The sequence below is a fragment of the Jatrophihabitans sp. genome (assembly GCF_051960575.1).
In the GTDB taxonomy this organism is placed as follows: domain Bacteria; phylum Actinomycetota; class Actinomycetes; order Mycobacteriales; family Jatrophihabitantaceae; genus JBQCEE01.
The window spans coordinates 1-20811 of sequence record NZ_JBQCEE010000204.1; the positions used below are offsets into that span (position 1 = coordinate 1).

22 protein-coding genes are annotated in these 20811 nt (G+C 72.1%); 12 read left to right on the forward strand and 10 right to left on the reverse strand.

All coding sequences use genetic code 11. From position 1 onward, the window contains the following. Positions 1 to 432: 432 nt before the first annotated feature. Positions 433 to 867, reverse strand: a complete 435-nt coding sequence (locus ACTHMS_RS11270) for an ASCH domain-containing protein (protein ID WP_440306756.1) — start codon at positions 865 to 867, stop codon at positions 433 to 435. A gap of 35 nt (positions 868 to 902) precedes the next feature. On the opposite strand from ACTHMS_RS11270, the gene ACTHMS_RS11275 reads away from it, so the two are divergent. The 7 genes from ACTHMS_RS11275 to ACTHMS_RS11305 all read left to right on the forward strand — a co-directional run bounded on the left by ACTHMS_RS11275 (position 903) and on the right by ACTHMS_RS11305 (position 7418). Next, positions 903 to 1403, forward strand: coding sequence for an AAA family ATPase (locus ACTHMS_RS11275; RefSeq protein ID WP_440306757.1), 501 nt, complete (start codon positions 903 to 905; stop codon positions 1401 to 1403). A 65-nt stretch (positions 1404 to 1468) separates the two neighbouring features. Then, positions 1469 to 2857 (forward strand): MBL fold metallo-hydrolase RNA specificity domain-containing protein, encoded by a 1389-nt coding sequence (locus ACTHMS_RS11280; protein ID WP_440306758.1) that lies wholly within the window; start codon positions 1469 to 1471, stop codon positions 2855 to 2857. A gap of 9 nt (positions 2858 to 2866) precedes the next feature. Further along, a complete protein-coding gene (locus tag ACTHMS_RS11285) occupies positions 2867 to 3847 on the forward strand; it encodes an ATP-binding cassette domain-containing protein (RefSeq protein WP_440306759.1) in 981 nt (326 codons plus the stop codon). Beyond that, the gene (locus tag ACTHMS_RS11290; RefSeq protein WP_440306760.1) at positions 3844 to 5016 is read left to right on the forward strand and encodes an ABC transporter permease; all 1173 of its coding nucleotides are present in this window, start codon (positions 3844 to 3846) and stop codon (positions 5014 to 5016) included. Before ACTHMS_RS11285 ends, ACTHMS_RS11290 begins: the two co-directional genes overlap by 4 nt. Then, positions 5013 to 6176: an ABC transporter permease gene (locus ACTHMS_RS11295; RefSeq protein WP_440306761.1), complete on the forward strand. Its 1164-nt coding sequence runs from the start codon at positions 5013 to 5015 to the stop codon at positions 6174 to 6176. The genes ACTHMS_RS11290 and ACTHMS_RS11295 overlap by 4 nt, the downstream gene beginning before the upstream one ends. Positions 6177 to 6339: 163 nt before the next feature. Further along, positions 6340 to 6804 carry a hypothetical protein gene (locus ACTHMS_RS11300; protein ID WP_440306762.1) on the forward strand — a complete coding sequence of 155 codons (465 nt, stop codon included), beginning with the start codon at positions 6340 to 6342 and terminating at the stop codon, positions 6802 to 6804. Between the two features lie 26 nt (positions 6805 to 6830). Next, on the forward strand, positions 6831 to 7418 hold the full coding sequence (locus ACTHMS_RS11305) for a hypothetical protein (RefSeq protein ID WP_440306763.1): 588 nt from the start codon (positions 6831 to 6833) through the stop codon (positions 7416 to 7418). A 6-nt stretch (positions 7419 to 7424) separates the two neighbouring features. Here the strand turns inward: ACTHMS_RS11305 and ACTHMS_RS11310 are convergent, their stop codons facing one another. Beyond that, entirely contained in the window at positions 7425 to 8219 is a 795-nt protein-coding gene (locus ACTHMS_RS11310) for an HDOD domain-containing protein (protein ID WP_440306764.1), read from the reverse strand. Next, positions 8216 to 9172 carry a PAS domain-containing protein gene (locus ACTHMS_RS11315; protein WP_440306765.1) on the reverse strand — a complete coding sequence of 319 codons (957 nt, stop codon included), beginning with the start codon at positions 9170 to 9172 and terminating at the stop codon, positions 8216 to 8218. Before ACTHMS_RS11315 ends, ACTHMS_RS11310 begins: the two co-directional genes overlap by 4 nt. A gap of 136 nt (positions 9173 to 9308) precedes the next feature. On the opposite strand from ACTHMS_RS11315, the gene ACTHMS_RS11320 reads away from it, so the two are divergent. Continuing rightward, entirely contained in the window at positions 9309 to 9599 is a 291-nt protein-coding gene (locus tag ACTHMS_RS11320) for a DUF1330 domain-containing protein (protein WP_440306766.1), read from the forward strand. Positions 9600 to 9617: 18 nt separating this feature from the next. Here ACTHMS_RS11320 and ACTHMS_RS11325 read toward each other — a convergent pair whose 3' ends face one another. Together ACTHMS_RS11325 and ACTHMS_RS11330 are read right to left on the reverse strand one after the other, a co-directional pair. Next, positions 9618 to 10508 (reverse strand): alpha/beta fold hydrolase, encoded by an 891-nt coding sequence (locus ACTHMS_RS11325; RefSeq protein ID WP_440306767.1) that lies wholly within the window; start codon positions 10506 to 10508, stop codon positions 9618 to 9620. Beyond that, a complete protein-coding gene (locus ACTHMS_RS11330) occupies positions 10505 to 11851 on the reverse strand; it encodes a cytochrome P450 (RefSeq protein ID WP_440306768.1) in 1347 nt (448 codons plus the stop codon). Before ACTHMS_RS11330 ends, ACTHMS_RS11325 begins: the two co-directional genes overlap by 4 nt. A gap of 149 nt (positions 11852 to 12000) precedes the next feature. On the opposite strand from ACTHMS_RS11330, the gene ACTHMS_RS11335 reads away from it, so the two are divergent. The 3 genes from ACTHMS_RS11335 to ACTHMS_RS11345 all read left to right on the forward strand — a co-directional run bounded on the left by ACTHMS_RS11335 (position 12001) and on the right by ACTHMS_RS11345 (position 15131). Beyond that, on the forward strand, positions 12001 to 12624 hold the full coding sequence (locus ACTHMS_RS11335) for a TetR/AcrR family transcriptional regulator (protein ID WP_440306769.1): 624 nt from the start codon (positions 12001 to 12003) through the stop codon (positions 12622 to 12624). Positions 12625 to 12828: 204 nt separating this feature from the next. Then, entirely contained in the window at positions 12829 to 13929 is a 1101-nt protein-coding gene (locus tag ACTHMS_RS11340; protein ID WP_440306770.1) for a ferredoxin reductase, read from the forward strand. Positions 13930 to 13958: 29 nt separating this feature from the next. After that, a complete protein-coding gene (locus ACTHMS_RS11345) occupies positions 13959 to 15131 on the forward strand; it encodes a fatty acid desaturase family protein (RefSeq protein ID WP_440306771.1) in 1173 nt (390 codons plus the stop codon). Here ACTHMS_RS11345 and ACTHMS_RS11350 read toward each other — a convergent pair. Both ACTHMS_RS11350 and ACTHMS_RS11355 read right to left on the reverse strand, forming a co-directional pair. Beyond that, a complete protein-coding gene (locus ACTHMS_RS11350; protein ID WP_440306772.1) occupies positions 15103 to 16062 on the reverse strand; it encodes an SDR family NAD(P)-dependent oxidoreductase in 960 nt (319 codons plus the stop codon). The two genes, ACTHMS_RS11345 and ACTHMS_RS11350, sit on opposite strands and share 29 nt — an antisense overlap. A gap of 29 nt (positions 16063 to 16091) precedes the next feature. Next, positions 16092 to 16949 (reverse strand): hypothetical protein, encoded by an 858-nt coding sequence (locus ACTHMS_RS11355; RefSeq protein ID WP_440306773.1) that lies wholly within the window; start codon positions 16947 to 16949, stop codon positions 16092 to 16094. Here ACTHMS_RS11355 and ACTHMS_RS11360 point away from each other — a divergent pair. Further along, a complete protein-coding gene (locus ACTHMS_RS11360) occupies positions 16942 to 17361 on the forward strand; it encodes a hypothetical protein (RefSeq protein ID WP_440306774.1) in 420 nt (139 codons plus the stop codon). The genes ACTHMS_RS11355 and ACTHMS_RS11360 overlap by 8 nt on opposite strands. A 103-nt stretch (positions 17362 to 17464) precedes the next feature. On the opposite strand, the gene ACTHMS_RS11365 is transcribed toward ACTHMS_RS11360, so the two are convergent. The 3 genes from ACTHMS_RS11365 to ACTHMS_RS11375 are packed head-to-tail and all read right to left on the reverse strand — an operon-like array spanning position 17465 to position 20811. After that, positions 17465 to 18361 carry a MerR family transcriptional regulator gene (locus ACTHMS_RS11365; protein WP_440306775.1) on the reverse strand — a complete coding sequence of 299 codons (897 nt, stop codon included), beginning with the start codon at positions 18359 to 18361 and terminating at the stop codon, positions 17465 to 17467. Positions 18362 to 18364: 3 nt separating this feature from the next. Beyond that, positions 18365 to 19861, reverse strand: coding sequence for a flavin-containing monooxygenase (locus ACTHMS_RS11370; RefSeq protein WP_440306776.1), 1497 nt, complete (start codon positions 19859 to 19861; stop codon positions 18365 to 18367). Further along, on the reverse strand, positions 19858 to 20811 hold the full coding sequence (locus tag ACTHMS_RS11375) for a ferritin-like domain-containing protein (protein ID WP_440306777.1): 954 nt from the start codon (positions 20809 to 20811) through the stop codon (positions 19858 to 19860). The genes ACTHMS_RS11370 and ACTHMS_RS11375 overlap by 4 nt, the downstream gene beginning before the upstream one ends.

Genomic DNA, 20811 nt, shown 5'->3' on the forward strand with positions numbered 1-20811 from the left:
GTTCTACCGCTTCGCGTACATGATGCTGGGCCCAGCCCAGGTTGGGCACCCGAGTACGCCCGCTCCGCCGTTACGACGTCCCCGCGACCGTTATGGACGGGTGTTGAAGTAGGCACGCGGCCTGAACACCATGGCGGCGACCGTGCACGACCATGCCGCTGGTCGTTTGCAAGCGCCTCCCTAGCCTCTGACCGCCCACGGGCTCGCTTCATGGAGATCCGTACTTCACGCAGTGCCCTACGTTGAAGAGGTTGTCGAAGATCGCAGGCTCGACCATGCCGGTATGACGGCTCCCGACTCGATCTTGATTCACGCCCTTGTCATGGCGATGTGCACGAACAGCCCGCTACAACCGGCTCCGCCGCCACTTCGACGCCGACCACGACCTGCGCCTTGACACCACACCCGACGACGACCCCGAACTCGACTGAATCATCGGCGGGGCCGCGGCTCGACGAGTCGGAACCGCTGCAGCACCACCAGGGTGTCGTCGTCGACGGCGAAGTCCGGATCGTCGATCGCGGCCCGCATCTCGTCGCTCTCGAAGAAGGCGGTGTGCCCGGCGCGCCACTGCTCGACCGACTCGTCCCCCTCCCCCTCGGCGACGACGTGCGCGAGGTCGACCTCACCGAGACGGGCGATGCGTGCCTCGACGATCTCGATGATCGCGGCCGTCCGGCCGTCGTTGTCCGGCACGCGGTATCGCTGACCGGGTCGCGGAAGCGGCTCAGCAGCAGCCTGGTAGTCGGCCAGCAGCCCGGTCGTGGTCGTCTTCCGGCCGTCCAGCACGGCGGCGATCAGCTGTGTCCGCAACGAGCTGCCCGGGAACCCGAACTCGAACAGCGTCGGTTCGATGCTGCCGCCCACCCGAACAACGTAGCGTCCGCCCGTAGTCTCGTGCCGTGGCGCGGGTGCTGATCACCGGCATGTCCGGGGCAGGGAAGAGCACCCTGCTCGCGGCCCTCGCGAGCCGCGGATACCTCACCGTCGACACCGACCGCGGCGGCTGGTTTCGGTCGGAGGCGAGGTGGGACGAGCCGCGCATGGCTGCCCTGCTCGCGGCGCATCCGACGATCGCCGTCTGTGGCACGGCCGAGAACCAGGGGTCGTTCTACGACCGGTTCGAGCACGTCGTCTACCTCCTCGTCCCGCTCGAGGTGCTGCTGCACCGCGTCCGCACCCGGACGAACAATCCGTACGGGAAGTCCGCGGCGCAGCAGCACGAGATCGCCCGGTACGTGGCGGACGTCGAGCCGCTGATCCGTCGGGGCGCGACCGTCGAACTCGACGGGCTCATGCCGGTCGGCGAACTGGCCGACCGCATCGAACGCTGCCTGATCTCGCCCCGCGACTCCCGCCGAACAGAGTTCGACACAGGCGGCGGCCACTCCATTCGGCCCTGAGCACGGTGGCCGCGAGCGCGGACGCTCGCAGCACCACTGCTGCCCACGAGCGGATCGGAGCGACGATGAGCCGTCCGTCACTGACGTTCCTGGGCGGCGTCGGCACCGTCACCGGCAGCAAGTTCCTGGTCGACACCGGGCAGAGCAGGGTGTTGCTGGACTGCGGCCTGTTCCAGGGCCTGTCCGACCTGCGCCGCCGCAACTGGGCACCGCTGCCGGTCGACTGGCGCTCGATCGACGCCGTCGTGCTGACGCACGCCCACCTCGACCACACCGGGTACTTGCCCGTGCTCGCGCGCGACGGGTGGTCCGGCGATGTGTACGCGACCGAGGCGACGGCACGGCTCGCCGAGATCGTGCTGCGCGACAGCGCCCACCTGCAGGAGGAGGACGCGCGCTGGGCGAATGAGGCCGGTTTCAGCAAGCACCGACCCGCTCGTCCGCTCTACGACCAGGACGACGCCGCGCGGGCGACCAAGCTGCTGCGTCCCCTCGAGCTCGGTGTCGAGGTGGCGATCGCCGGGGACGTCCGGCTGCGGCTCGGGCACGCCGGCCACATCCTCGGCTCCAGCTGGGCGCTGCTCACCGCGGGCTCCGGACGCGCGTCACGCCGACTCGTGACCAGCGGCGACCTCGGCCGCAACGACCATCCGCTGCTGACGCCGCCCGAGCCGCGGCCGTTGAGCAACGCGCTGCTGCTCGAGTCGACCTACGGCGACCGTCGGCGCAGCGACAGCGACGTCGAGGCGCTCGAGCGGCTCGCCGGCACGATCCGTCGGACGATCGAGCGCGGCGGGTCCGTGCTGGTGCCCGCCTTCGCCGTCGACCGCACCGAGGTGCTGTTGCACGCCCTGGCCGAACTGCTGGCTGCGGGTCGCATCCCGCACGTGCCGATCGTGCTCGACAGCCCGATGGCGCTGGCGTGCCTGGCCACCTACCGCGAGGCGATCGCCGACCATGCCGCCGGTGTGCGGCCGGGGCTGAGTGCGGCGGCGCTGCACCCGCCCGGGCTCGTCGAGGCGCGCACCGCCGAGGAGTCGATGCGGTGGAACAGTCCCGCGCACCCGGCGATCATCGTCTCGGCGTCCGGCATGGCCAGCGGCGGACGCGTCCTGCACCACCTGCGGCATCAGCTGCCCGAGCGGCGGAACACCGTCGCGATCATCGGGTTCGCCGCGGAGGGAACGCGTGCCCGCCAGCTGCTCGAGGGCGCGGCACAGGTCAAGATCCACGGCGAGTACGTGCCCGTGCGCGCCGAGATCGCCTCCTTCGACGCCTTCAGCGCCCACGCCGACCGGGACGAACTCGTGCACTGGGCGACGGCGACCTCCGCGCCGGACTGCTGCTACGTCGTGCACGGCGAACCCCACGCGTCCGCCACCCTCGCAGCAGCGCTGGGCCACCGCGGCTGGACGGCGGTCGTGCCACGCCCTGCCGAGCGGGTGCTGGTCTGAGGCCGACGGATGTCGACCACCGGGCTCGCCTCCCCTGGCGCCGACACCCGCTCGACCGGCACCGTCACGGTGTTGCGGTGCGAGTCGCTGCTGCGGCGCTTCGGGCAGCGCGTGGCCGTCGACCGGGTCGGCTTCACCATCGCGGCGGGCGAGACCTACGGCCTGCTCGGCCCCAACGGCGCGGGGAAGACGACCATCATCCGCCTCGTCTGCGGGCTGCTGCGTCTGCACGGTGGCTCGATCGAGTTGCACGATCGTCCGCTCGATCGCGCGGCCCGGGTGCACATCGGGTACGTGCCGCAGGAGATCGCGCTGTACCCGGAGCTCAGCGCACGTGAGAACCTGCGGTTCTTCGGCAGCCTCTATCACCTTCGCGGACGAGAGCTGGCCGGGCGCGTCGACGAGGTGCTCGAACTGATCGGGCTGCGTGACCGCGCCGACGAGCGGGTCGACGACTTCTCGGGCGGCATGAAGCGACGGCTCAACATCGGTGGAGGGCTGGTGCACCGGCCCGACCTGCTGGTGCTGGACGAACCCACGGTCGGGGTGGATCCGCAGAGCCGCCACGCGATCCTCGACGACATCCGCACGCTCAGCCGACAGGGTCTGGCAATCCTCTACACCACGCACTACATGGAGGAGGCCGAACGGCTCTGCGACAGGATCGGGATCATCGACCGGGGCCGTCTCGTCGCCGAGGGCACCCGCCGTGAGCTGGTGGCGCGGGTGGGCGAGCGCGACCACCTCGAGCTCGCGGCGAGTGGTCCGCTCGACCGGCTCGCCGACGACTGCCGCGGCCTTCCAGGCGTGCACGAGGCGGCGGTCAGCGGCGACGGGCTGCACCTCGTCGTCGACGACGGCCGCCGCGTGCTGCCGGCCGTGCTCGAGCGCGCCGAGCGCGACGGCGTCCGGGTCGGCAGCGTCCAGGTGATCGAGCCGGACCTCGAGGCGGCGTTCCTGCACCTGACCGGAACGGCGCTGCGCGAGTGAGCGCGGGCGTGGTGCTGCGGATCGCCCGCAAGGACCTCGTCGAACGGCTGCGCGACCGGTCGGCCGTCGTCCTCGGCTTCGTCGCGCCGCTGGTGATCGCGACCGTGATGAGCTTCGCCTTCCGCGGCGCCGGCTCGTACCACGCCGACGTCGCCGTCGTCGATCACGACCGAGGCACGCTGGCCGTCGCGTTCCGCGCGATGCTCGACTCCCCCGAGCTCGTCGGCATCATCTCGGTGCGCCGGGTGTCCGACGAGGCGGCGGCGCGCCGCGAGGTGCGCGACGGGACGCTCGGTGCCGCCTTCGTCCTGCCTGCGGGCCTCACCGCCGGAGCGCACGGTGGACGCACGGGCGACATCGTCGTGCTCGGCAGCGTCGACGCCTCGATCGCCCGGCAGGTGGCGGACGCGCTGGTGCAGGGCTTCGTCGCCCAGGTGAATGCCGATCATCTCGCGGTCGCCACCGCCGTCGCGTCCGGCGCGGACGCCCGGCGCATCGGCGAGCTCGCCGCGCAGAGCGCCCGGCTGCGCCTACCCGTGACCGTGTCGACCAGGACGACGGGCGCGACCCGCATCGCGGCGATCAGCTACTTCGGGCCGTCCATGGGCATCTTCTTCATGTTCTTCGCCATCGGCCTCGGCGCGCGCAGCTGGTTCGTCGAACGGCGCAGCGGCACCCTCGACCGCATCGCCGCCGCACCGGTGCCGGCGTGGGCCCTGCTCGTCGGCAAGTCGGTCTCGACCTTCGGCTTCGGCGTCGCCAGCCTGTCGATGATGGCCGTCGTCACGAGCGTGGTCTTCGGTGCCGACTGGGGACCGCCCGTGGCCGCGGCCGCCTTGATCGTGGCGGTGGTGCTGTCCGCCGTCGCGCTCACCGCACTGGTCATCGCTGTGGCCCGCAGCGACCGGCAGGCCGACGGGCTCGCCTCGACCGTCACCTTCGTGCTGGTGCTCGCGGGCGGCAACTTCGTGTTCGTGTCGGCGGCGCCCACGCTGCTGCGGCGGCTGGCGCTGCTGACCCCGAACGGGTGGGCGATGCGCGGGTTCGTCGACCTGTCGGGTGGGGCCGGCGCCTCGGCGGCCATCGTCCCGGTGCTGGCGATCCTCGCCTTCACCGCGGTCGTCACTGCCCCGGCGGTGCTGCTCGCGCGCAGGGCGGTGACCTCGTGAGCACCGTGGCCTTCACCCGCGCCGCGCTGCAGCGCCTCGTGCGCGACCGGACGGCGCTCTTCTTCCTCGTCGTGCTGCCCGTGCTCGTGATCCTGTTGATCGGCATCACGGTCCGCAACACCGATCGCGTCCGGGTCGCCGTCGTCCTGCGTGATCGCGGCCCGCTCGCCACCGACCTCGACGCACGACTGCACCGCTCGCCCGCCCTCGTCGTGCGGCGCATCGACGCGCTGTCCACCGCGAAGGTGGCTCTGCGGCGCGAGGAGGTCGCCGCGGTGGTGGTCGTGCCGCCGGGCTTCGACGCAGCGCTGCGCGGGGGCGGGCGGACGACGGTGACCGTCCTGACCACCGGACGCGACAACGCCGGCCTCACGGCCGAGACCGCGGTCGGCTCGGTGGTCGGACAGCAGGCCGCCCTCGTCCAGGCCGCAAGCTTCGCCGGCGCCCACTCACCGATCGGCTTCGCCGCCGCGTGGGACCGTGCGTCCCGTCTGCAGTCCGCGACGGCCGGGGTCGGCACACGGGTCGACCTGGTCGACACGACGAGCCGGCGCCTGCCGAGCGGGTACTCGTACTCGGCCCCCACCATGCTGGTGCTCTTCGTGTTCATCAACGCGCTGGCCGGCGCCGCAGCGCTCATCTCCGCACGACGGACCGGGCTGTACGCGCGCGCGCTCGCGGCGCCGGTCACCGCCGCGACGGTCGTGCGCGGCGAGACGCTCGCGCTGATCGTCCTCGCCCTGCTGCAGTCGACGCTGATCGTCGGTGTCGGCGCGGTGGTCTTCGGTGTCGACTGGGGCGATCCGCTCGCGGCGGTGCTGCTCGTCGTGACGTGGGCGCTCCTGGCGGCGGCGGTCGGGCTGCTCGGCGGCACGGTGTTCCGCACGCCCGAGCAGGCGTCGGCCATCGGGCCGGCCGTCGGCATCGGCCTGGGGATGCTCGGCGGCTGCATGTGGCCGCTCGAGATCGTGGCGCCGGTGATGCGCACGATCGGCCATCTGACGCCGCAGGCGTGGGCCGTCGACGCCTGGTCGACACTGCTCTCGAACCGCGGCGGGGTGCTCGACATCGGCACCGACCTGGTCGTGCTCGGCGGGGCCGCGGCGGCCGTGCTGGGGCTGGCGGTGGCGCGGCTCAGGCGCCAGCTCGTGCCCGCCTGATGCACGCCGCGGCCGCCGTGGCGGACCGACACGATCACATGACGAACCGGGAACGGCGATTCGTGTCGAGTGTCGGGTTCGCTGTGCCTCTGATAAGAAGACGCCGACCACCGGTGTTCGGCCGGGGCGGCGGCGGAGGCCGTCCACACTCCCTGGGGGGAACATGTTCCAACGTGTCGTCGTGGCCACGGCCGCCATCGCGGTCGGCGCCGCTGCACTGACGGCCTGCGGCAGCAGTGGCGGCGGTGCCGTCGCGAGCAGCGGCAACTACTGCAGCGATCTGAAGTCGACGGCCGCGTACTTCAAGGCCTTCAGCTCGAACGACCCGACCGGGATCGACTTCGACAAGGTGAAGTCGTCGTTCAACCAGCTGGCGAGCGAGGCGCCGTCCGACGTCAAGGGTGACTGGCAGCAGATGTCCAGCGGCGTCAGCAAGATCGTCGACGCGCTCGACCAGGCCGGCGTGAAGATCTCGGACCTGAAGGACCCGTCGAAGCTGTCGGCCGACAAGCTCGCCAAGCTGCAGGGGGTCGCGAAGACGATCGAGAGCGCGGGCAGCAGCCTCGACGCGCCGGGCGCACGTATCAAGGCGGAGGCGAAGTCGCACTGCAACGTCGAGCTGTCCTGAACCTTCCCGCGACGAGGAGCACCATCATGCGTACCAAGATCACCCTGGCGGCGGTCGTCGTCAGTACGGCCACGCTGGCGGCGTGCGGCAGCAGCGGCAGCATCGGCGGCGTGGGTTCGGCGAAGAGCACCGGCGCGGGCGCGTCGACCGGCGCGAGCTCGACCGGCCCAGTCGCCAGCGGCGCGCCGACCACCGCACCCACCAGCACGGGTGGCGGAGGCGGCGGCGGGGGCGGACTGCTCGGCGGCAACTACTGCAAGGATCTCAAGTCGACGGTCACGTACTTCAAGGCGCTCGGCACGGCCAACTCCTTCGCTGTCGACTTCAGCAAGGTGAAGACGTCGTTCGCCCTGCTCGCCAACGAGGCGCCGTCGAGCATCCGTGGCGACTGGACGCAGCTGGTGGCCGGCATCAACGAGATCCTGGACGCGTTCCAGCAGGCCGGCCTGAAGCCGTCCGACCTGCAGAGCGCTGCGTCGCTGCCGCCGGAGAAGCTCCAGAAGCTCGAGGCGCTCGGCAAGACCTTCGAGCAGGACAGCGCGAAGTTCGACGCTGCCGGCAAGCGCATCACCGCGGACGCGAAGACGCGCTGCGGCGTCAACCTCGACAACTGACGGGGCTCAGAGGCGGGCGAGGCCCTCGCACAACGCGGCGGCCCGCTCGCCGATGCGCTCCAGCCAGGTCGGCAGGTCGTCGGCGACCAGTCGCCCGCCGCTGATCCGCTCGACGGTGGCCGTCTGCCCGACCGCGGGCGGGCGGCCGGAGCGCGACCAGTCGGCGCAGACCCGCGCGGTGAACAGCACGCGCTCCAGCGGCTCGGCGTGCTCGTCCGGGACGTCGTGGTGGCCGGCGACCCCCGCGCACAGACGGTCCGGGAACATCCAGTCACGCAGCACCAACGCGCCGAAGGCCGCGTGGTCGATGCCGTAGCTCGCCCGCTCGTCGGCCACGAGCGTGGCGAGCTCGTGGTCCTCGGTCGTGCACAACCCGGGCACCGGTTGCTGCTGGTGCAGCAGGGCCGTGCCGAAGCCGTGCAGCAGCCCGAGGCAGAATGCGTCCGGCGGTTCGGCGTCGAACAGGCCGGCGAGCTGGTCGGCACTCGTCGCCGCCAGCGCGGCGTGCTCCCAGAACCCGTCCGGGACGCGACCGGCGACGTCGGCCGCGGTCGCGAGCGCCAGCGCGCGCACGGTGGTGAAGCCGAGCACCGACACGGCGAACTCGAGCCGCCCGACCCGTCCGCTCAATCCGTAGAACGACGAGTTCGCCAGCATGAGCACGCGGGCGCTCAGGACGGCGTCCGTCCCGACGGCCTCCGCGAGGTCGCGCGCCGTCGAGCGCGGGTCGTCGGCCCGCGTCAGCACGAGTGTCGCCGACTCCGACCGCACCGGCAGGGTGAGCTCGACGACGTCGGTCACGACGCGACCCGCCGACGTCCCGACGCGGCCGATGCCGGGCGCCGGAGCGCCAAGCGGTCGAGCAGACGCCCGCGCTCGGTGGCGCCGGCCGCGGCTGCGACAAGCTGGCCGGCGGGTTCCGTCGCGGCCAGGTCGGCGGGTGCGGGGAGTTCGACATCGTCCCCGACTGCCTCGGCGACGGTCGCGACGAACCCGGCCGGGCGGTGACCGCCGAGCAGCGGCGCGAGGCGCACCCGTGCCGGACGCGGCGACGGCGAGGTCACGAAGCGGACGTCGACCTCGGCGCGCGCACCGGCGAGCACGGCGTCGATGGCACGCAGCAAGGTGCCGAGGTCCTCCGGATGCACGGCGCTCAACCAGGCGGTGCCGCGCAGGTCGTCGGCAGCCCGGCCGCACAGCGCCGCGAAGCGATCGTTGCTGAACGCGAGACGAGCGCCCTGCTCGGACACGAGCACACCGTCACCGGTGTGCGCGGCCAGCGCCCGGAACCGCGCCTCGGCCTCGGCCGCGCGTTCCTCGGCGGCCACGATGGCGTCGTCGGCAGGACGCAACCAGACGAGGTGTACCGCACCACCGGGGAGCGGTCGTACCCGCAGGCGCACCACGGTGCCGAGCGGTGTCGGGCCGTCGACCCATGCCGTGTGCCACTCGTCGGCGCCGTCCGTCGCGTCCGACACGACCTCGAGCCACGGCCGGGCGGCCGGCGCGGGCAGCAGCGCGCGGTCGCGCGCGCGCCGCGGCCCGCCGCGGCCGACGAGCTCACGCGCAGCGGGGTTGAGCCACAACAGGTGTGGAGCATCGCCGCTGAGGTCGACGGCGGCCACCGCCGGCGCGTCCTGCGCCACCGCGCCGATGACGGCATCGACGACGATGTCCGCGACGGGCTGCGCGCCGGCACGCCGGCTCGACGCCGAACGGAGTCCTTCGTCCTGCTGCGCTGGTCCGATGGTCACGGCGCCTTGATCGGCACCCCGGGACGGGAGATGAGCAAAACGGACATGACACTCCATCACGCAACCGCGCGGGCACTCAACCGTCGTTGAGCCGTGCGCCCGCGCTCGGGCCGGACGGGTACGGCAGGATGGCGGCATGACGGCGTACTGGGTCAGCTTGTACCGCGAAATCACCGACGAGACGAAGCTGGCGGCGTACGCCGAACTGGCGGGCCCCGCACTCGAGGCGGCGGGCGGCACCTTCGTCGTCCGAGGGATGCCGACGCAGGTCTATGAGGCCGGCGAGCTGACCCGCACGGTGATCATCCGCTTCGACTCCGTCGAGGCCGCCGTCGCGGCGCACGACGGCGCCGCGTACCAGGAGGCCCTCGCGGCGCTCGACGGCGGTGCGGTGCGCGACCTGCGGATCGTCCCCGGCGTCGACTGAGGTCTGTGCCGCGATCGGTCAGCCGGTGGCGATCGCCGCGCGGGCGTGCTCGTCGATCAGCTCGACGAGGCGCGGCCAGACGTCGCGCGGCAGGTCGTGGCCCATGCCGCGCAGCGTCACCAGCCGCGCCCCCGGGATGGCGGCCGCCGTCGCGGCGCCCCCGGTCGGGTGCACCATGCGGTCGCGGTCGCCGTGCATCACGAGGGTCGGCGCGGTGACACCGCGCAGCTCGGCGGCCCGGTCGGCGGACTTCACGATCGCCCCGAGCTGCCGGCCGACGCCGGCCGCGTTGCCGGGATCGCGGTCCCAGGCACGTCCGGCCGCCTCGGCCACCATCGCCTCGTCGAACGGATAGCCCGCCGACCCGATGTGCCGGAACATCCGGACCCCGCGCGCGACCGCCGCCTCGCGATGCTTCGGCGGCGCCGAGAACATGAGCCGGTACGTCGAGGCGGCCGGGCGGCCCACCTTGCGCCCACCGGTCGTGGACATGATCGACGTCAACGAACGGACGCGGTCGGGATACCGGGCGGCGATCGTCTGGGCGATCATGCCGCCCATCGAGACGCCGACGAGGTGCACGCGCTCGATCCCGAGCGCGTCGAGCAGGCCGACGGCGTCGGCCGCCATGTCACCGAGGTCGTACTGCTCCGGACCGGTGCGCCCGCGCAGCAGCTGCCACGGCATCGCCGGACGGAACCGGAAGTGGGTCGAGCGGCCGACGTCGCGGTTGTCGAAGCGGATCACCCGGTAGCCGCGGGCGGCGAACAGTTCGCAGAGGGCGTCGTCGTAGCTGTGCATCTGCATGCCCAGACCCGCGACGAGCAGCATCGGCTCACCGGACGCGTCCCCGAAGGTCTCGTAGGCGAGGGTCACGCCACGCCCGACCTCGACCAGCGCCTCGGTCACAGCGCCACCTCCACGATGGTCCGGGACGCATCCGCGGTGGACGTCGCGGCGCGGCGCCGATGGACGACCACCCGGCCGCCGTCGGCCGGCGCCGACGCCACCCCGCGCGAGTGCCACTTCTCCCCCGGTGCCGTCGTCGGCTCGAGGGTCAGCTCGCGCAGCACGGTCCGCAACGTCACGTCCATCTCCATCGAGGCGAAGGCCGCGCCGATGCAGCGCCGCACCCCACCGCCGAAGGGGATCCACTGGTAGGTGTCGGGCCGGGCACCGACGAACCGGTCAGGGTCGAAGCGCTCGGGGTTCGGGAACAGCTGCGGGTCGTTGTGCATCAGGTAGATGCTGACGAAGACGTTGATGCCGCGGGGCAGCGTCCAGCGGCCGATCGTCACCGACGGCGCCTTGACCTGACGGCCGGTGAAGTCGATGACCGGACGCGTGCGCTGCACCTCGACCAGCGCGGCCTCGCGCAGCTCGGAGCCGCCGGCATCCACCTCGGCGACCAGCCGGCGCAGCACGTCCGGGTGGCGGCGCAGCCGCTCGAACGCCCACGCGAGCGAGGTCGCGGTCGTCTCGTGCCCGGCGGTCAGCAGGGTCAGCAGCTGGTCGGCGATCTCGTCGCGCGACATGCGTCCGCCGTCGTCGTAGCGCGCCTGCAGCATGAGGGCGAGCACGTCGTCCCGCGCGTCGAGGTCGTCCTGCTCGGCCTTGGCGATGAGCCGGTCGACGATCGCGTCGTACTCGCGCCGCATGGCGTGGAAGCGCCCCCACGGGCTGAGCCGGCCGAGATCCCACTGCGGCACCGGCAGCACGGCGAGCTTCGACCCGAGCTCGACCCACTTCGGCAGCACCTCGCGCAGCTCGTCGAACTCGGCGCCCTCGGCACCGAAGACCGCCCGCAGGATCACGTTGAGGGTGATCGCCATCATCGACGGCAGCGTCGCGAACTCCGCACCGGTGGGCCACGTCGCGATCGCGCGCTGCGTCTCCTCCTCGACGATCCGCTCGTACGCCTTGAGGCGGCGCCCGTGAAACGGCGGCACGAGCAGCTTGCGCTGCCGCTTGTGCTGCTCGCCCTTCAGCGCGAAGAACGAGTGCTCGCCCAGCACACGCCCCAGGTTCGGCTCGATCTGGTCGACGAGCTCGGGGCTGGTGAGGAACAGCTGCTTCACCTCGGCCGGGTCGCTCAGCACGACACCGCGGCCGAAGATCGGGACGTCGACGGTGAAGGCCGTGCCGTGGTTGCGGCGCTGCCGGCGGATGAGCGAGCCGGGCGCGCCCATCATCATCAGTCCCTGGACGAGCCGGGGCATGCGGGTGCGCGGCGGCAGGACGACCTCGGGCATGGCCGGCTCCTCAACGAAGGTCGGTGGTCTCGGGCCCGCTCGGTACGCTGCCGTACCACGAGCGGACGTTGTGACGGTACGCCCGCACCTACGATGAACACAACAGCGACGCGGCCGACACCACACAGCAGGCAACGGGAGGACACCGGGTGACCGACATCGAGACCCGGCCCGTGCCCGACGCCGCGAGCGACGCCGGCGCCGACCCGTTCCGCCAGCGGCTGCTCGACGCCCTCGCCGAGACCGTCACCGAACGTGGGTACCGCGACACGACGATCGCCGACATCGTGCGGCAGGCGCGCACCTCGCGGCGCACGTTCTACGAGCACTTCGCCAGCAAGGAGGAGTGCTTCCTCGAACTGCTGCACGAGGCGAACAGCGCGATGATCGACTTCATCCGCGCGTCGGTCGACCCGGACGCCGTCTGGTCGGTGCAGATCCGCCAGGCGATCACCGCCTGGATCGAGGCGGCGAAGTCGCACCCGGGCGTCACGCTGAGCTGGATCCGCGAACTGCCGTCGCTCGGCACCGCCGCGCGCCGGCTGCAGCGCGACAGCCTCGACGCCTTCGTCGAGCTGATCACCGGTCTGGTGAGCGGCCCGCAATGGCGCGCGGCGGGGATCGATCTGCCGGACGCCGACCTGGTGATGCTGCTGCTCGGCGGATTGCGCGAGCTGATGGCACGGGTCGTCGAGGACGACGGCGACCTGGTCGACCTCGTCGAGGTGGCGGTCAGCGCGTCGACGGCGCTGCTGGGCGCGCGTCCCGCCTGATACCGCCGGTCGTCCGCGGCGGGCAGTTCCGGGCGCTCCGGACGACCGTGCCGGGCCACGAGGGACGGCTCGGCGCGGCAGTATCCGGTACCGGGTACGAGTGTTCACCGAACCTCCGATCAGGCCGTGTTTCCGGGGCTCGGAGTGGGTACGAACCACGCGCTGCGGTGATCGTCACCACAGCGCGCCCGGAGGTGACCGCCCGTGCCCGAACGCGCCGCGACCCCGCAGGTGCCCAAGCTCGCCGCCCGTGCCCTGTCGGCGATCCAGGGGTGGACGACCCCGCTCATCCCGTCCGACTACCTCGAGCTGATCAACCCGATGTGGTCGACCAAGGAGCTCAAGGCACGCGTCGTCGCGGTGCGGCCCGAGACGCACGACACCGCGACGATCGTGCTGCAGCCGTCGCGCCCGTGGCCGGGGCACCGGCCGGGTCAGTACCTCCGCCTCGGCATCGACCTCGGCGGCCGCCGTCACTGGCGCGCGTACACGATCACCGCCGACCCCGACCACCCGCGCGGCCACGTCAGCTGCACGGTCAAGGCGGTCGACGACGGTCTGCTCTCGGGTCACTTCGTGCGCAAGCTGAAGCCGGGCGACATCCTGTACCTCGGCGACGTCGAGGGCGAGTTCGGGCTGCCCGACCCCCTGCCGGAGAAATTCCTCTTCGTGAGCGCCGGCAGTGGCATCACGCCCATTTTCGCGATCCTGCGCGAACTCGACCGTCGCGACGCGATCGACGACGCGGTGCACCTGTACTCGATGCGCACCGAGGACGACTTCATCCTCGGTGACCGCCTGGCCGACCTCGACACGCGGCGCGACGGGTACTCGCTGTGCCGGCACGTGTCGTCGCGCGACGGTCGGCTCACGCCTGAGCGGATCACCGAACTGGTGCCCGACTGGCGCGAGCGGGAGGCGTACTTCTCCGGGCCCGGTGACATGCTCGACGCGCTGAAGGAGTTCTGGAAGGACGCCGGCCTCGAGCAACGCGTGCACATGGAACGCTTCCAGCCACGCATCGGCGGGGACGAGGTCGAGCCGGGGCAGGGCGGCACCATCCACTTCCGCGTCACCGACTTCGAGGCCGAGTGCGACGGCAGCACGCCGATCCTCGTCGCCGGCGAGGAGGCGGGCGGCACGCTGCCGTTCGGCTGCCGGATGGGCATCTGCCACACCTGCCAGGGACGCCTCGCCGAGGGCGCCGTCCGCGACCTGCGCTCCGGCGAGATCATCCAGGACCGCGGCGTCATGGTGCGCACCTGCATCTCGTGCCCCGAGGGGCACGTCGAGATCGAACTCTGACCAGCCGACGACGACAGGGGATCCACCCGATGACCGACACCGTGCAGAACCCGTTCGACCGCCTCACCCCCGACGAGATCGAGCAGATCGGCGAGGAGTTCCAGGCGATCCACGACGAGGTGTTCGCCGACCTCGGCGACCGCGACGCCAACTACATCCGCTTCCTCATCCAGTCGCACCGCCGGCTCGCGGCGCTGTCGCGCATCGTGCTGATGGCCTCGCGCTACAAGCCCGCCCTGCTGCTCGGCACCGCCGGGCTGTCACTGGCCAAGATCCTCGAGAACATGGAGATCGGCCACAACGTCATGCACGGCCAGTGGGACTGGATGAACGACCCGAACATCCACTCCTCGACCTGGGACTGGGACACCGCCTCCCCCGCCGCGGCGTGGAAGCACTCGCACAACTACGTGCACCACACGTTCACCAACATCGTCGGCAAGGACAAGGACGTCGGGTACGAGATCTTCCGCGTCGACCCGAAGCAACCGTGGAACCCGGCCTACCTGCTGCAGCCGTTCACCAACGTGCTGCTGATGGCGTTCTTCGAATGGGGCGTCGCGCTGCACGACCTCGACTTCGAGGCGATCCGGACCGGCAAGAAATCCCAGAAGCAGGTCTGGGACGAGCTCAAGGCGATCGGGCGCAAGGGCCGGCGGCAGATCCTCAAGGACTACGTCTTCTTCCCCGCGCTCTCCGGCTCGGAGTGGCGCACCACCCTGAAGGCCAACTTCTTCGCCAACATCGTGCGCAACGTGTGGTCGAACGCGATCATCTTCTGCGGCCACTTCCCCGACCAGACGTTCACCTTCACCGAGGAGGACGTCAAGGACGAGACCCGCGGTGGCTGGTTCATCCGCCAGCTGATCGGCGCGGCCAACATCGACGGCGGCCCGACCTTCCACATCCTCGCCGGCAACCTCTCCTTCCAGGTCGAGCATCACCTCTACCCGGACATGCCGAGCTCGCGCTACCAGGAGATCGCACCGAAGGTGCGGGCGGTCTGCGAGAAGTGGGGCCTGCCCTACAACACCGGCGGGTTCTGGAAGCAGTGGGGCGGCGTGCAGCGCACCCTGCTGCGCCTCGCCCTGCCCGGCGGCGCGCCGCGACCGAAGGGCGAGCCGTGGCACGAGCCCGAGCGCGACCTCGAGGCCGAGCGTCGCGAGCTCGAGATCATGCCGGGGGTGCCGGCGTTCCCGTAGCCTCCTCCACCGCGTCCCACAGCCGCCGCGCCCGCACGCCGTCGACCCGCGTGCGCGGCAGGTAGTCGGTCGGCCGCACGCGCCGGTCGTGCCAGAGCGCGCCCGGCGCGTCGCGTGCCTCCGGCGCGGTGAGCAGCCAGAGCACCGTGTCGATGCCCTGCTCGGGCGTGCGCAGTACCGGCCGCAGCAGCTTCTCGAAGCGCGGCAGGGAGGTGGTGACGCCGGGCGTCGCGGCCCAGCCCGGGTGCATCGACATCACGGTGACGCCGTCGGGACGCAGCACGTCGGCCCACTGCTGTGCGAGCACCACCTGCATGCGCTTCGTGCGGGCGTACGCGACCCCGCCGCGGTAGTGGCCCTCGCGGAACTCGCGGTCGTCGGTGAGCGGCTGCGAGTACATGCCGCCGGACGTCACGAACACCACGCGGGCGTCACCGTCGCCCGCGAGCGCCGGTCGCAGCAGCGCGGTGAGCAGGTGCGGGCCGAGCACGTGAGTGGCATAGGTGATCTCGTGGCCGTCGGCGCTGAGCGTGCGCGACGGCGGGTAGACGCCCGCGTTGTGCACCAGCCCGTGCAGCGCAGGCAGTTCCTGCAACAGACGTTGCGCCGTCGAGCGCACCGACACGAGCGAGCTGACATCGCACACGTCCGCGGTGACCCGGCCGTGCGTCGCGGCGGCCTGCACCTCGCGGCGGGCCGTCTCGCCACGGTCGGCGTTGCGGCAAAGCAGCCGCACGTCGGCACCGAACCGGGCTGCCCCGACCGCCGTGGCCAGCCCGAGGCCGGCGTTCGCGCCGGTGACCGCCACCGTGCGTCCGACGAGGGCGTCCGGCGGCAGCGCCGACCAGTCGCGCCGGCGCAGGGCGTACCCGATGCGGCTGTAGCCGAGGACGAGACTGCGGTCGAGGAGGGTGTCGGCGATCGCGTGCACCCGCCGACTGTATGACGGGCCGTCCGGCGTCAGCCGATCGCGACCCGCGTGAAGCTGCGGCCGCTGTCGTGGCTGAGGTACAGCGCGCTGCCCGGCAGCACCACTACGGCCTGCGACGGCGTCGTGAAGCCGAGGTCGGCCCAGGGTGCCCCGCCCGAGTCGGCCGTCAGCACGCTGCCGAACGACCCGCCGTCGTCGGTGGTGCGCAGGATCTGGCTGTTGCCGCTCGCGGACGCGACCAGCAGCACGCCCTTGGTGTTGTCGGCCATGCCGTACACCCCCGACGGCTCGACGTGCGTCGGGCCGGCCTTCGTCCAGGTCCTGCCGCCGTCGGTGGTGCCGTACAGCTGGTACTCGGCGCTGCCGGCCGCGCCGTTGCCGATGCAGAGCGCGTCGAGGTGCGTCGCGTCGGCGACGGCCAGCGTGGGCCGCGCCGTGCCGGGGCACGGCGAGGCCAGCACACCGCTCTCGTTCGGGCCCGAGCCGTGCACGATCCCGTGCTGCAGGGTCGACCACCACTCGGCCCCGTGCACGACAAGCCCGGCGTCGCCCCCGCCGGCGAGCGTGCCGGTGATGGGCTGCCAGTCGTCCTTGCCGATGGGGGACGCGTACACCCGCGTCGTCTGCGAGCAGCGTGAGCTGCCGAGCGACGGGCAGCCGTCGGTGGCGGCGAAGACGTACCCGCCGCCGGTCTCGATGTTCGCGATCACGCCGACGAGCCCGGGCAGGGTGATGCGCTGCCAGTGCGCGCCGCCGTCGTGGGTGGAGAAGAGCTTGCCGACGCCGGCCCAACCGTTCTGCTGGTCGGCGAAGCGCAGCACGGCGACGTCGCCCTCGCGGCCGCTCTGCGCGATGCCGAGCGTGGCCACCGGTGCGGGGATGCCCACCCAGCTCGCACCGCCGTCGCGGGTGCGCACGATCGAGGTGCAGGGCCCGTGCGAGCACGGGGCGGTGCCGAGCACCCACCCGTCGCTGGGCGAGACGAAGGTGACCGAGGTCGGGGTGAAGCCGGTCGGCACCGGCCCACCGGCCGGTCCGCTGCCGCGACCGCCGCCGGACGAGGACGTGGACGACACGCCACCGGACGGTGTCGGGAGGCTCGGGCTCGACGCGGACGGGCCGCCCGACGGCACGGACGAAGGGGCGGTCGTCGACGACGGCGACAAGCTGGTCGGCCCGCCCGAGCCGGTGCCCTGCTCGCCCGACGAACAGGCGCCGAGCGCGAGGGCCGCGACAGCCGCGACGGCGCCGGACGCGAGTCGGGCGGGGCCCGTCGATGATCTCCGCATACCTGCATGACACCGGTCGGGCCCCGCCTGCTGCAAGCGACCGCGCCGGGTGTTGCCCGTTCGGTACCGCGCGCTGGGCGATCGCTCAGCAGGTCATCGCGGAGCCGGCGCGGTCAGCCCGTGGCGGTGTCGGTGTGCGCGCGCACGTAGTGGGCGAGGTAGTCGGCGAGCAGCCCCTCGATGGTCTGCTCGATCGACGTGGCGAGGGTCGCGGCGACGCTCGTCATCGCCAGCGCACGGAACCGGCCGAGCGCGTTCACGAGGTCGTCGACGTCGGCGGCACTCGGGGGCACGGCGGGGTCGAGGCGGGGGGCCAGGTACTCGACGCCGGCCTCGACGAGCAGCCGACCGATCCGGTCGACCTCGGGCACGACCGCCCGGTGCAGCGCCACCAGCCGCTCGTTGGTGAGCCCGTAGCCGCGCATCTCGGCGAACGCCTCGAGCAGCCGCGGACGCAGCACCCGCAGCCGGGTGCCCTGCACCTCGACCAGCCCCGCCGCGACGAACCGGGCGAGTTCGTCGGGTCCGCCGGCCAGTTCGGTGGCCTGCGTGCGCGACATCATCCGGGGCTCGTCCGCCAGCTGCGGGCTGATCATCGCCCGTTCGAGGCCGAGGACGTCGGCGAGGTCGCGCCCGCTCTCCCAGGCGGTGAGCATCTCGTGGATGTGCGCGCTGGTGTAGCCGCGTTCGAGCATCGAGGTGATGATCTTCAGCCGCGACAGGTGCGAGTCGTCGAAGACCGCCGTGCGTCCCACCCGGGTAGGTGCGTGCAGCAGGCCCCGCTCCTGGTAGGCCCGCACGTTGCGCACCGTGGTGCCGGCCGCGCGGGCGAGGTCGTCGATCCGATAGGTGCGCCGGTCGGCCGGCCGCGCCGTGCGCGGGCGAAGGCTCAACAGCTGTTTGACCGCCGCCTCGATCGTTCCGCGAGGGTCACGGGTGAGCTGGCGCGGCCCTCGCCGCAGGCCGGCGAGCACGGCCTCGACGCCGGCGACACCACGGTCGGTCGCCATGGCTCAGCCGGCCGCCGCGACGGACGCCGGTCGGACGACGCGGTCGCCGACGAGATGATCGGCCAGGCGGAAGGTACGCATCTGCCGACGGTACTGCGTGGCGAACCCCGGATACATCGAGGCGTTGTGCCCGTCGGCGGTCAGGTACCAACTGGTGCAGCCGGACATCCAGGTCGTGCGGCGCAGCCGCTGCTGGATGCGCTCGTTGTGCCGCTGCTGCACCTCGGGCCGCACGTCGAGCCACGCGAGGTCGCGCTGCAGCAACGTGCGGATGCCCTGCACGGCGTAGCCGATCTGCGCCTCGACGTAGACGAGCAGCGAGTTGTGCCCCGGCCCGGAGTTCGGGCCGGTCATCAGGAACAGGTTCGGGTAGCCGCTGACGGTGATGCTCTTGTACGCCTGCGCGTGCCCGGCCCAGTCGGTGGCGAGCGAGTGGCCGTCGCGTCCGGTGACCGGGAACGGCGGACCGTCGAGGTGCACGTCGTAGCCGGTCGCGAACACGATGGCGTCGAGCGCGTGTGTGACGCCGTCACTGGTGCGGATGCCCTCGGGGCAGAGCGTCGCGATGGGCCAGGTGATGAGCTTGCAGTTCGGGCGTTGCAGCGCCGGGTACCAGTCGCTGCTGACCAGCAGCCGTTTGCAGCCCGCCCGGAAGTCGGGCGTGAGCTGGCGGCGCAGCCAGGGGTCGCGTACCTGGTGGTGCAGGTGCGCCGTGGCGAGTCGCTGGACGAGACCGGTGACCGGCGAGTCCCACACCAGGCCCGTCGCCGCCAGCTCGTGGCCGGCGAACAGCGCGGTGCGGGCGGCCCGCTGGGCGCCCGGCAACGCGGCGAACAAGCGCCGGGCGGGCGCGGGTACGGGCGCGTCCAGCCGCGGGACGACCCAGCCGGGCGTGCGCTGGAAGACCTTCACCGACGCGGCCGTGCGCACCAGTTCCGGGACGATCTGCACCGCGCTCGCACCCGTGCCGATGACCGCCACGTCGCGTCCGGTGAGATCGAGGTCGTGCCGCCAGCGGGCGCTGTGGATCTTCTCGCCGCGGTAGTCGTCGATGCCGCGGATCGCCGGCAGGCTGGCGTCCGACAGCGGCCCGGACGCGACCACCACGGCGCGGGCGCGGTACTCCCCCGCGTCGGTGCCCACGGTCCAGCGTCCGGCCGGCTCGTCGAAGGTCAGCGACGTCACCGTCGTGTCGAAGCGGATCAGCGGGCGGAGCCCGTGCGTGTCGACGAGCCGTTCGATCGAGCGGTGGATCTCGGCGCCGGACGGGTAGACGCGCGACCAAGCTGGGTTCGGCGCGAACGAGAACGAGTAGAGCAGCGACGGGATGTCGCACGCGGCCCCGGGGTAGGTGGCGTCGCGCCAGGTGCCGCCGACCCGGTCGGACCGCTCGACGATCACGATGTCCTCGACGCCCGCCTGCCGCAGCCGGATGGCGGTGCCGAGCCCGGTGAAGCCGGCGCCGACGATGACGACGTCGTGCTCGCGCGGCGCGCTCACGCGACGGCCGTGCGGGTGCCGCGGCTGACCGGTGCGGACGTGATCTCACGGAACCACGTCGGCACCGGTGGCAGCGCCCGGGGCGGCACCTTGGCCGTCGCCCAGACCATGCTGTTCGCGAGCAGGTGGTACGGGTGCCTGGGGTTGGTCACCATGCCGGCGTGCCATCGCACCACCTGGTACAGCGGCACGCGGTGCGTCGAGCTGCCGCGCGACCCCAGCTTCTCGAATCGCTGCATCGCGGCGTAGAGCCGCTCGGGCTGCAGCCCCATGTCGACGATGTTGTGGCGCATACGGTTGAGCAGCGGGATGTACATGAGCATCCCGATGATCAGCCCGGGCGACGCGACGTTGCCGACGAACTCGATCGCGAGTCGCCGCGCCTTCGCGTGCCCGATCATGTCCAACACCGCGAAGTCGACGGCGATGTGCCGCGACTCGTCGTTGTTGATCCGCTCGAACACCTGGTGGCAGACGGGATCGGAGACCTCGTCGAGCAGGAACTTCAGCAGCGCCCCGTCGAGTGCGACCTCGAGCATCGGGATGACCGTGCCGAGCACCGACAGCGGCATGTCGTCGGCGTACCGGTCGAGCCACTCGATCGCGAGCTTGATGTTGACGTTCGGCTCGGGCGTCTCACCGTCGGCGAGCATCCCCCACCGCCGCATGAGCGCGAGTTCGGCGTTGGCGTGCCGCTGCTCCTCCGCGTGGAAGTACCGGTAGATCTCGGCGATGACCGGCGTCGGCGCCTTCCTCGCCATCGCCGCGAAGCCGCGGGCGCCGACGTTCTCGATCCACGTGAGGTCGGCCATGAACTCCTTGAGCTTCGGCCGGAACGCCTCGTCGATCGTCTCCGCCCCCGGCGCCGACCAGTCGATGTCGGCCAGGGCCCACTGCCGGTCCTTGATGCGGGCCAGCATCGCGTCCATGTCCATCTCCGCCGTCGCCAT

Coding starts and splice junctions, on each gene's coding strand:
- ACTHMS_RS11280 (WP_440306758.1), top strand. CDS start 1,469: ATGAGCCGTCCGTCACTGACGTTCCTGGGCGGCGTCGGCACCGTCACC.
- ACTHMS_RS11285 (WP_440306759.1), top strand. CDS start 2,867: ATGTCGACCACCGGGCTCGCCTCCCCTGGCGCCGACACCCGCTCGACC.
- ACTHMS_RS11300 (WP_440306762.1), top strand. CDS start 6,340: ATGTTCCAACGTGTCGTCGTGGCCACGGCCGCCATCGCGGTCGGCGCC.
- ACTHMS_RS11305 (WP_440306763.1), top strand. CDS start 6,831: ATGCGTACCAAGATCACCCTGGCGGCGGTCGTCGTCAGTACGGCCACG.
- ACTHMS_RS11320 (WP_440306766.1), top strand. CDS start 9,309: ATGACGGCGTACTGGGTCAGCTTGTACCGCGAAATCACCGACGAGACG.
- ACTHMS_RS11330 (WP_440306768.1), bottom strand. CDS start 11,851: ATGCCCGAGGTCGTCCTGCCGCCGCGCACCCGCATGCCCCGGCTCGTC.
- ACTHMS_RS11345 (WP_440306771.1), top strand. CDS start 13,959: ATGACCGACACCGTGCAGAACCCGTTCGACCGCCTCACCCCCGACGAG.
- ACTHMS_RS11360 (WP_440306774.1), top strand. CDS start 16,942: ATGCCCACCCAGCTCGCACCGCCGTCGCGGGTGCGCACGATCGAGGTG.
- ACTHMS_RS11365 (WP_440306775.1), bottom strand. CDS start 18,361: ATGGCGACCGACCGTGGTGTCGCCGGCGTCGAGGCCGTGCTCGCCGGC.
- ACTHMS_RS11375 (WP_440306777.1), bottom strand. CDS start 20,811: ATGGCGACGGCGGAGATGGACATGGACGCGATGCTGGCCCGCATCAAG.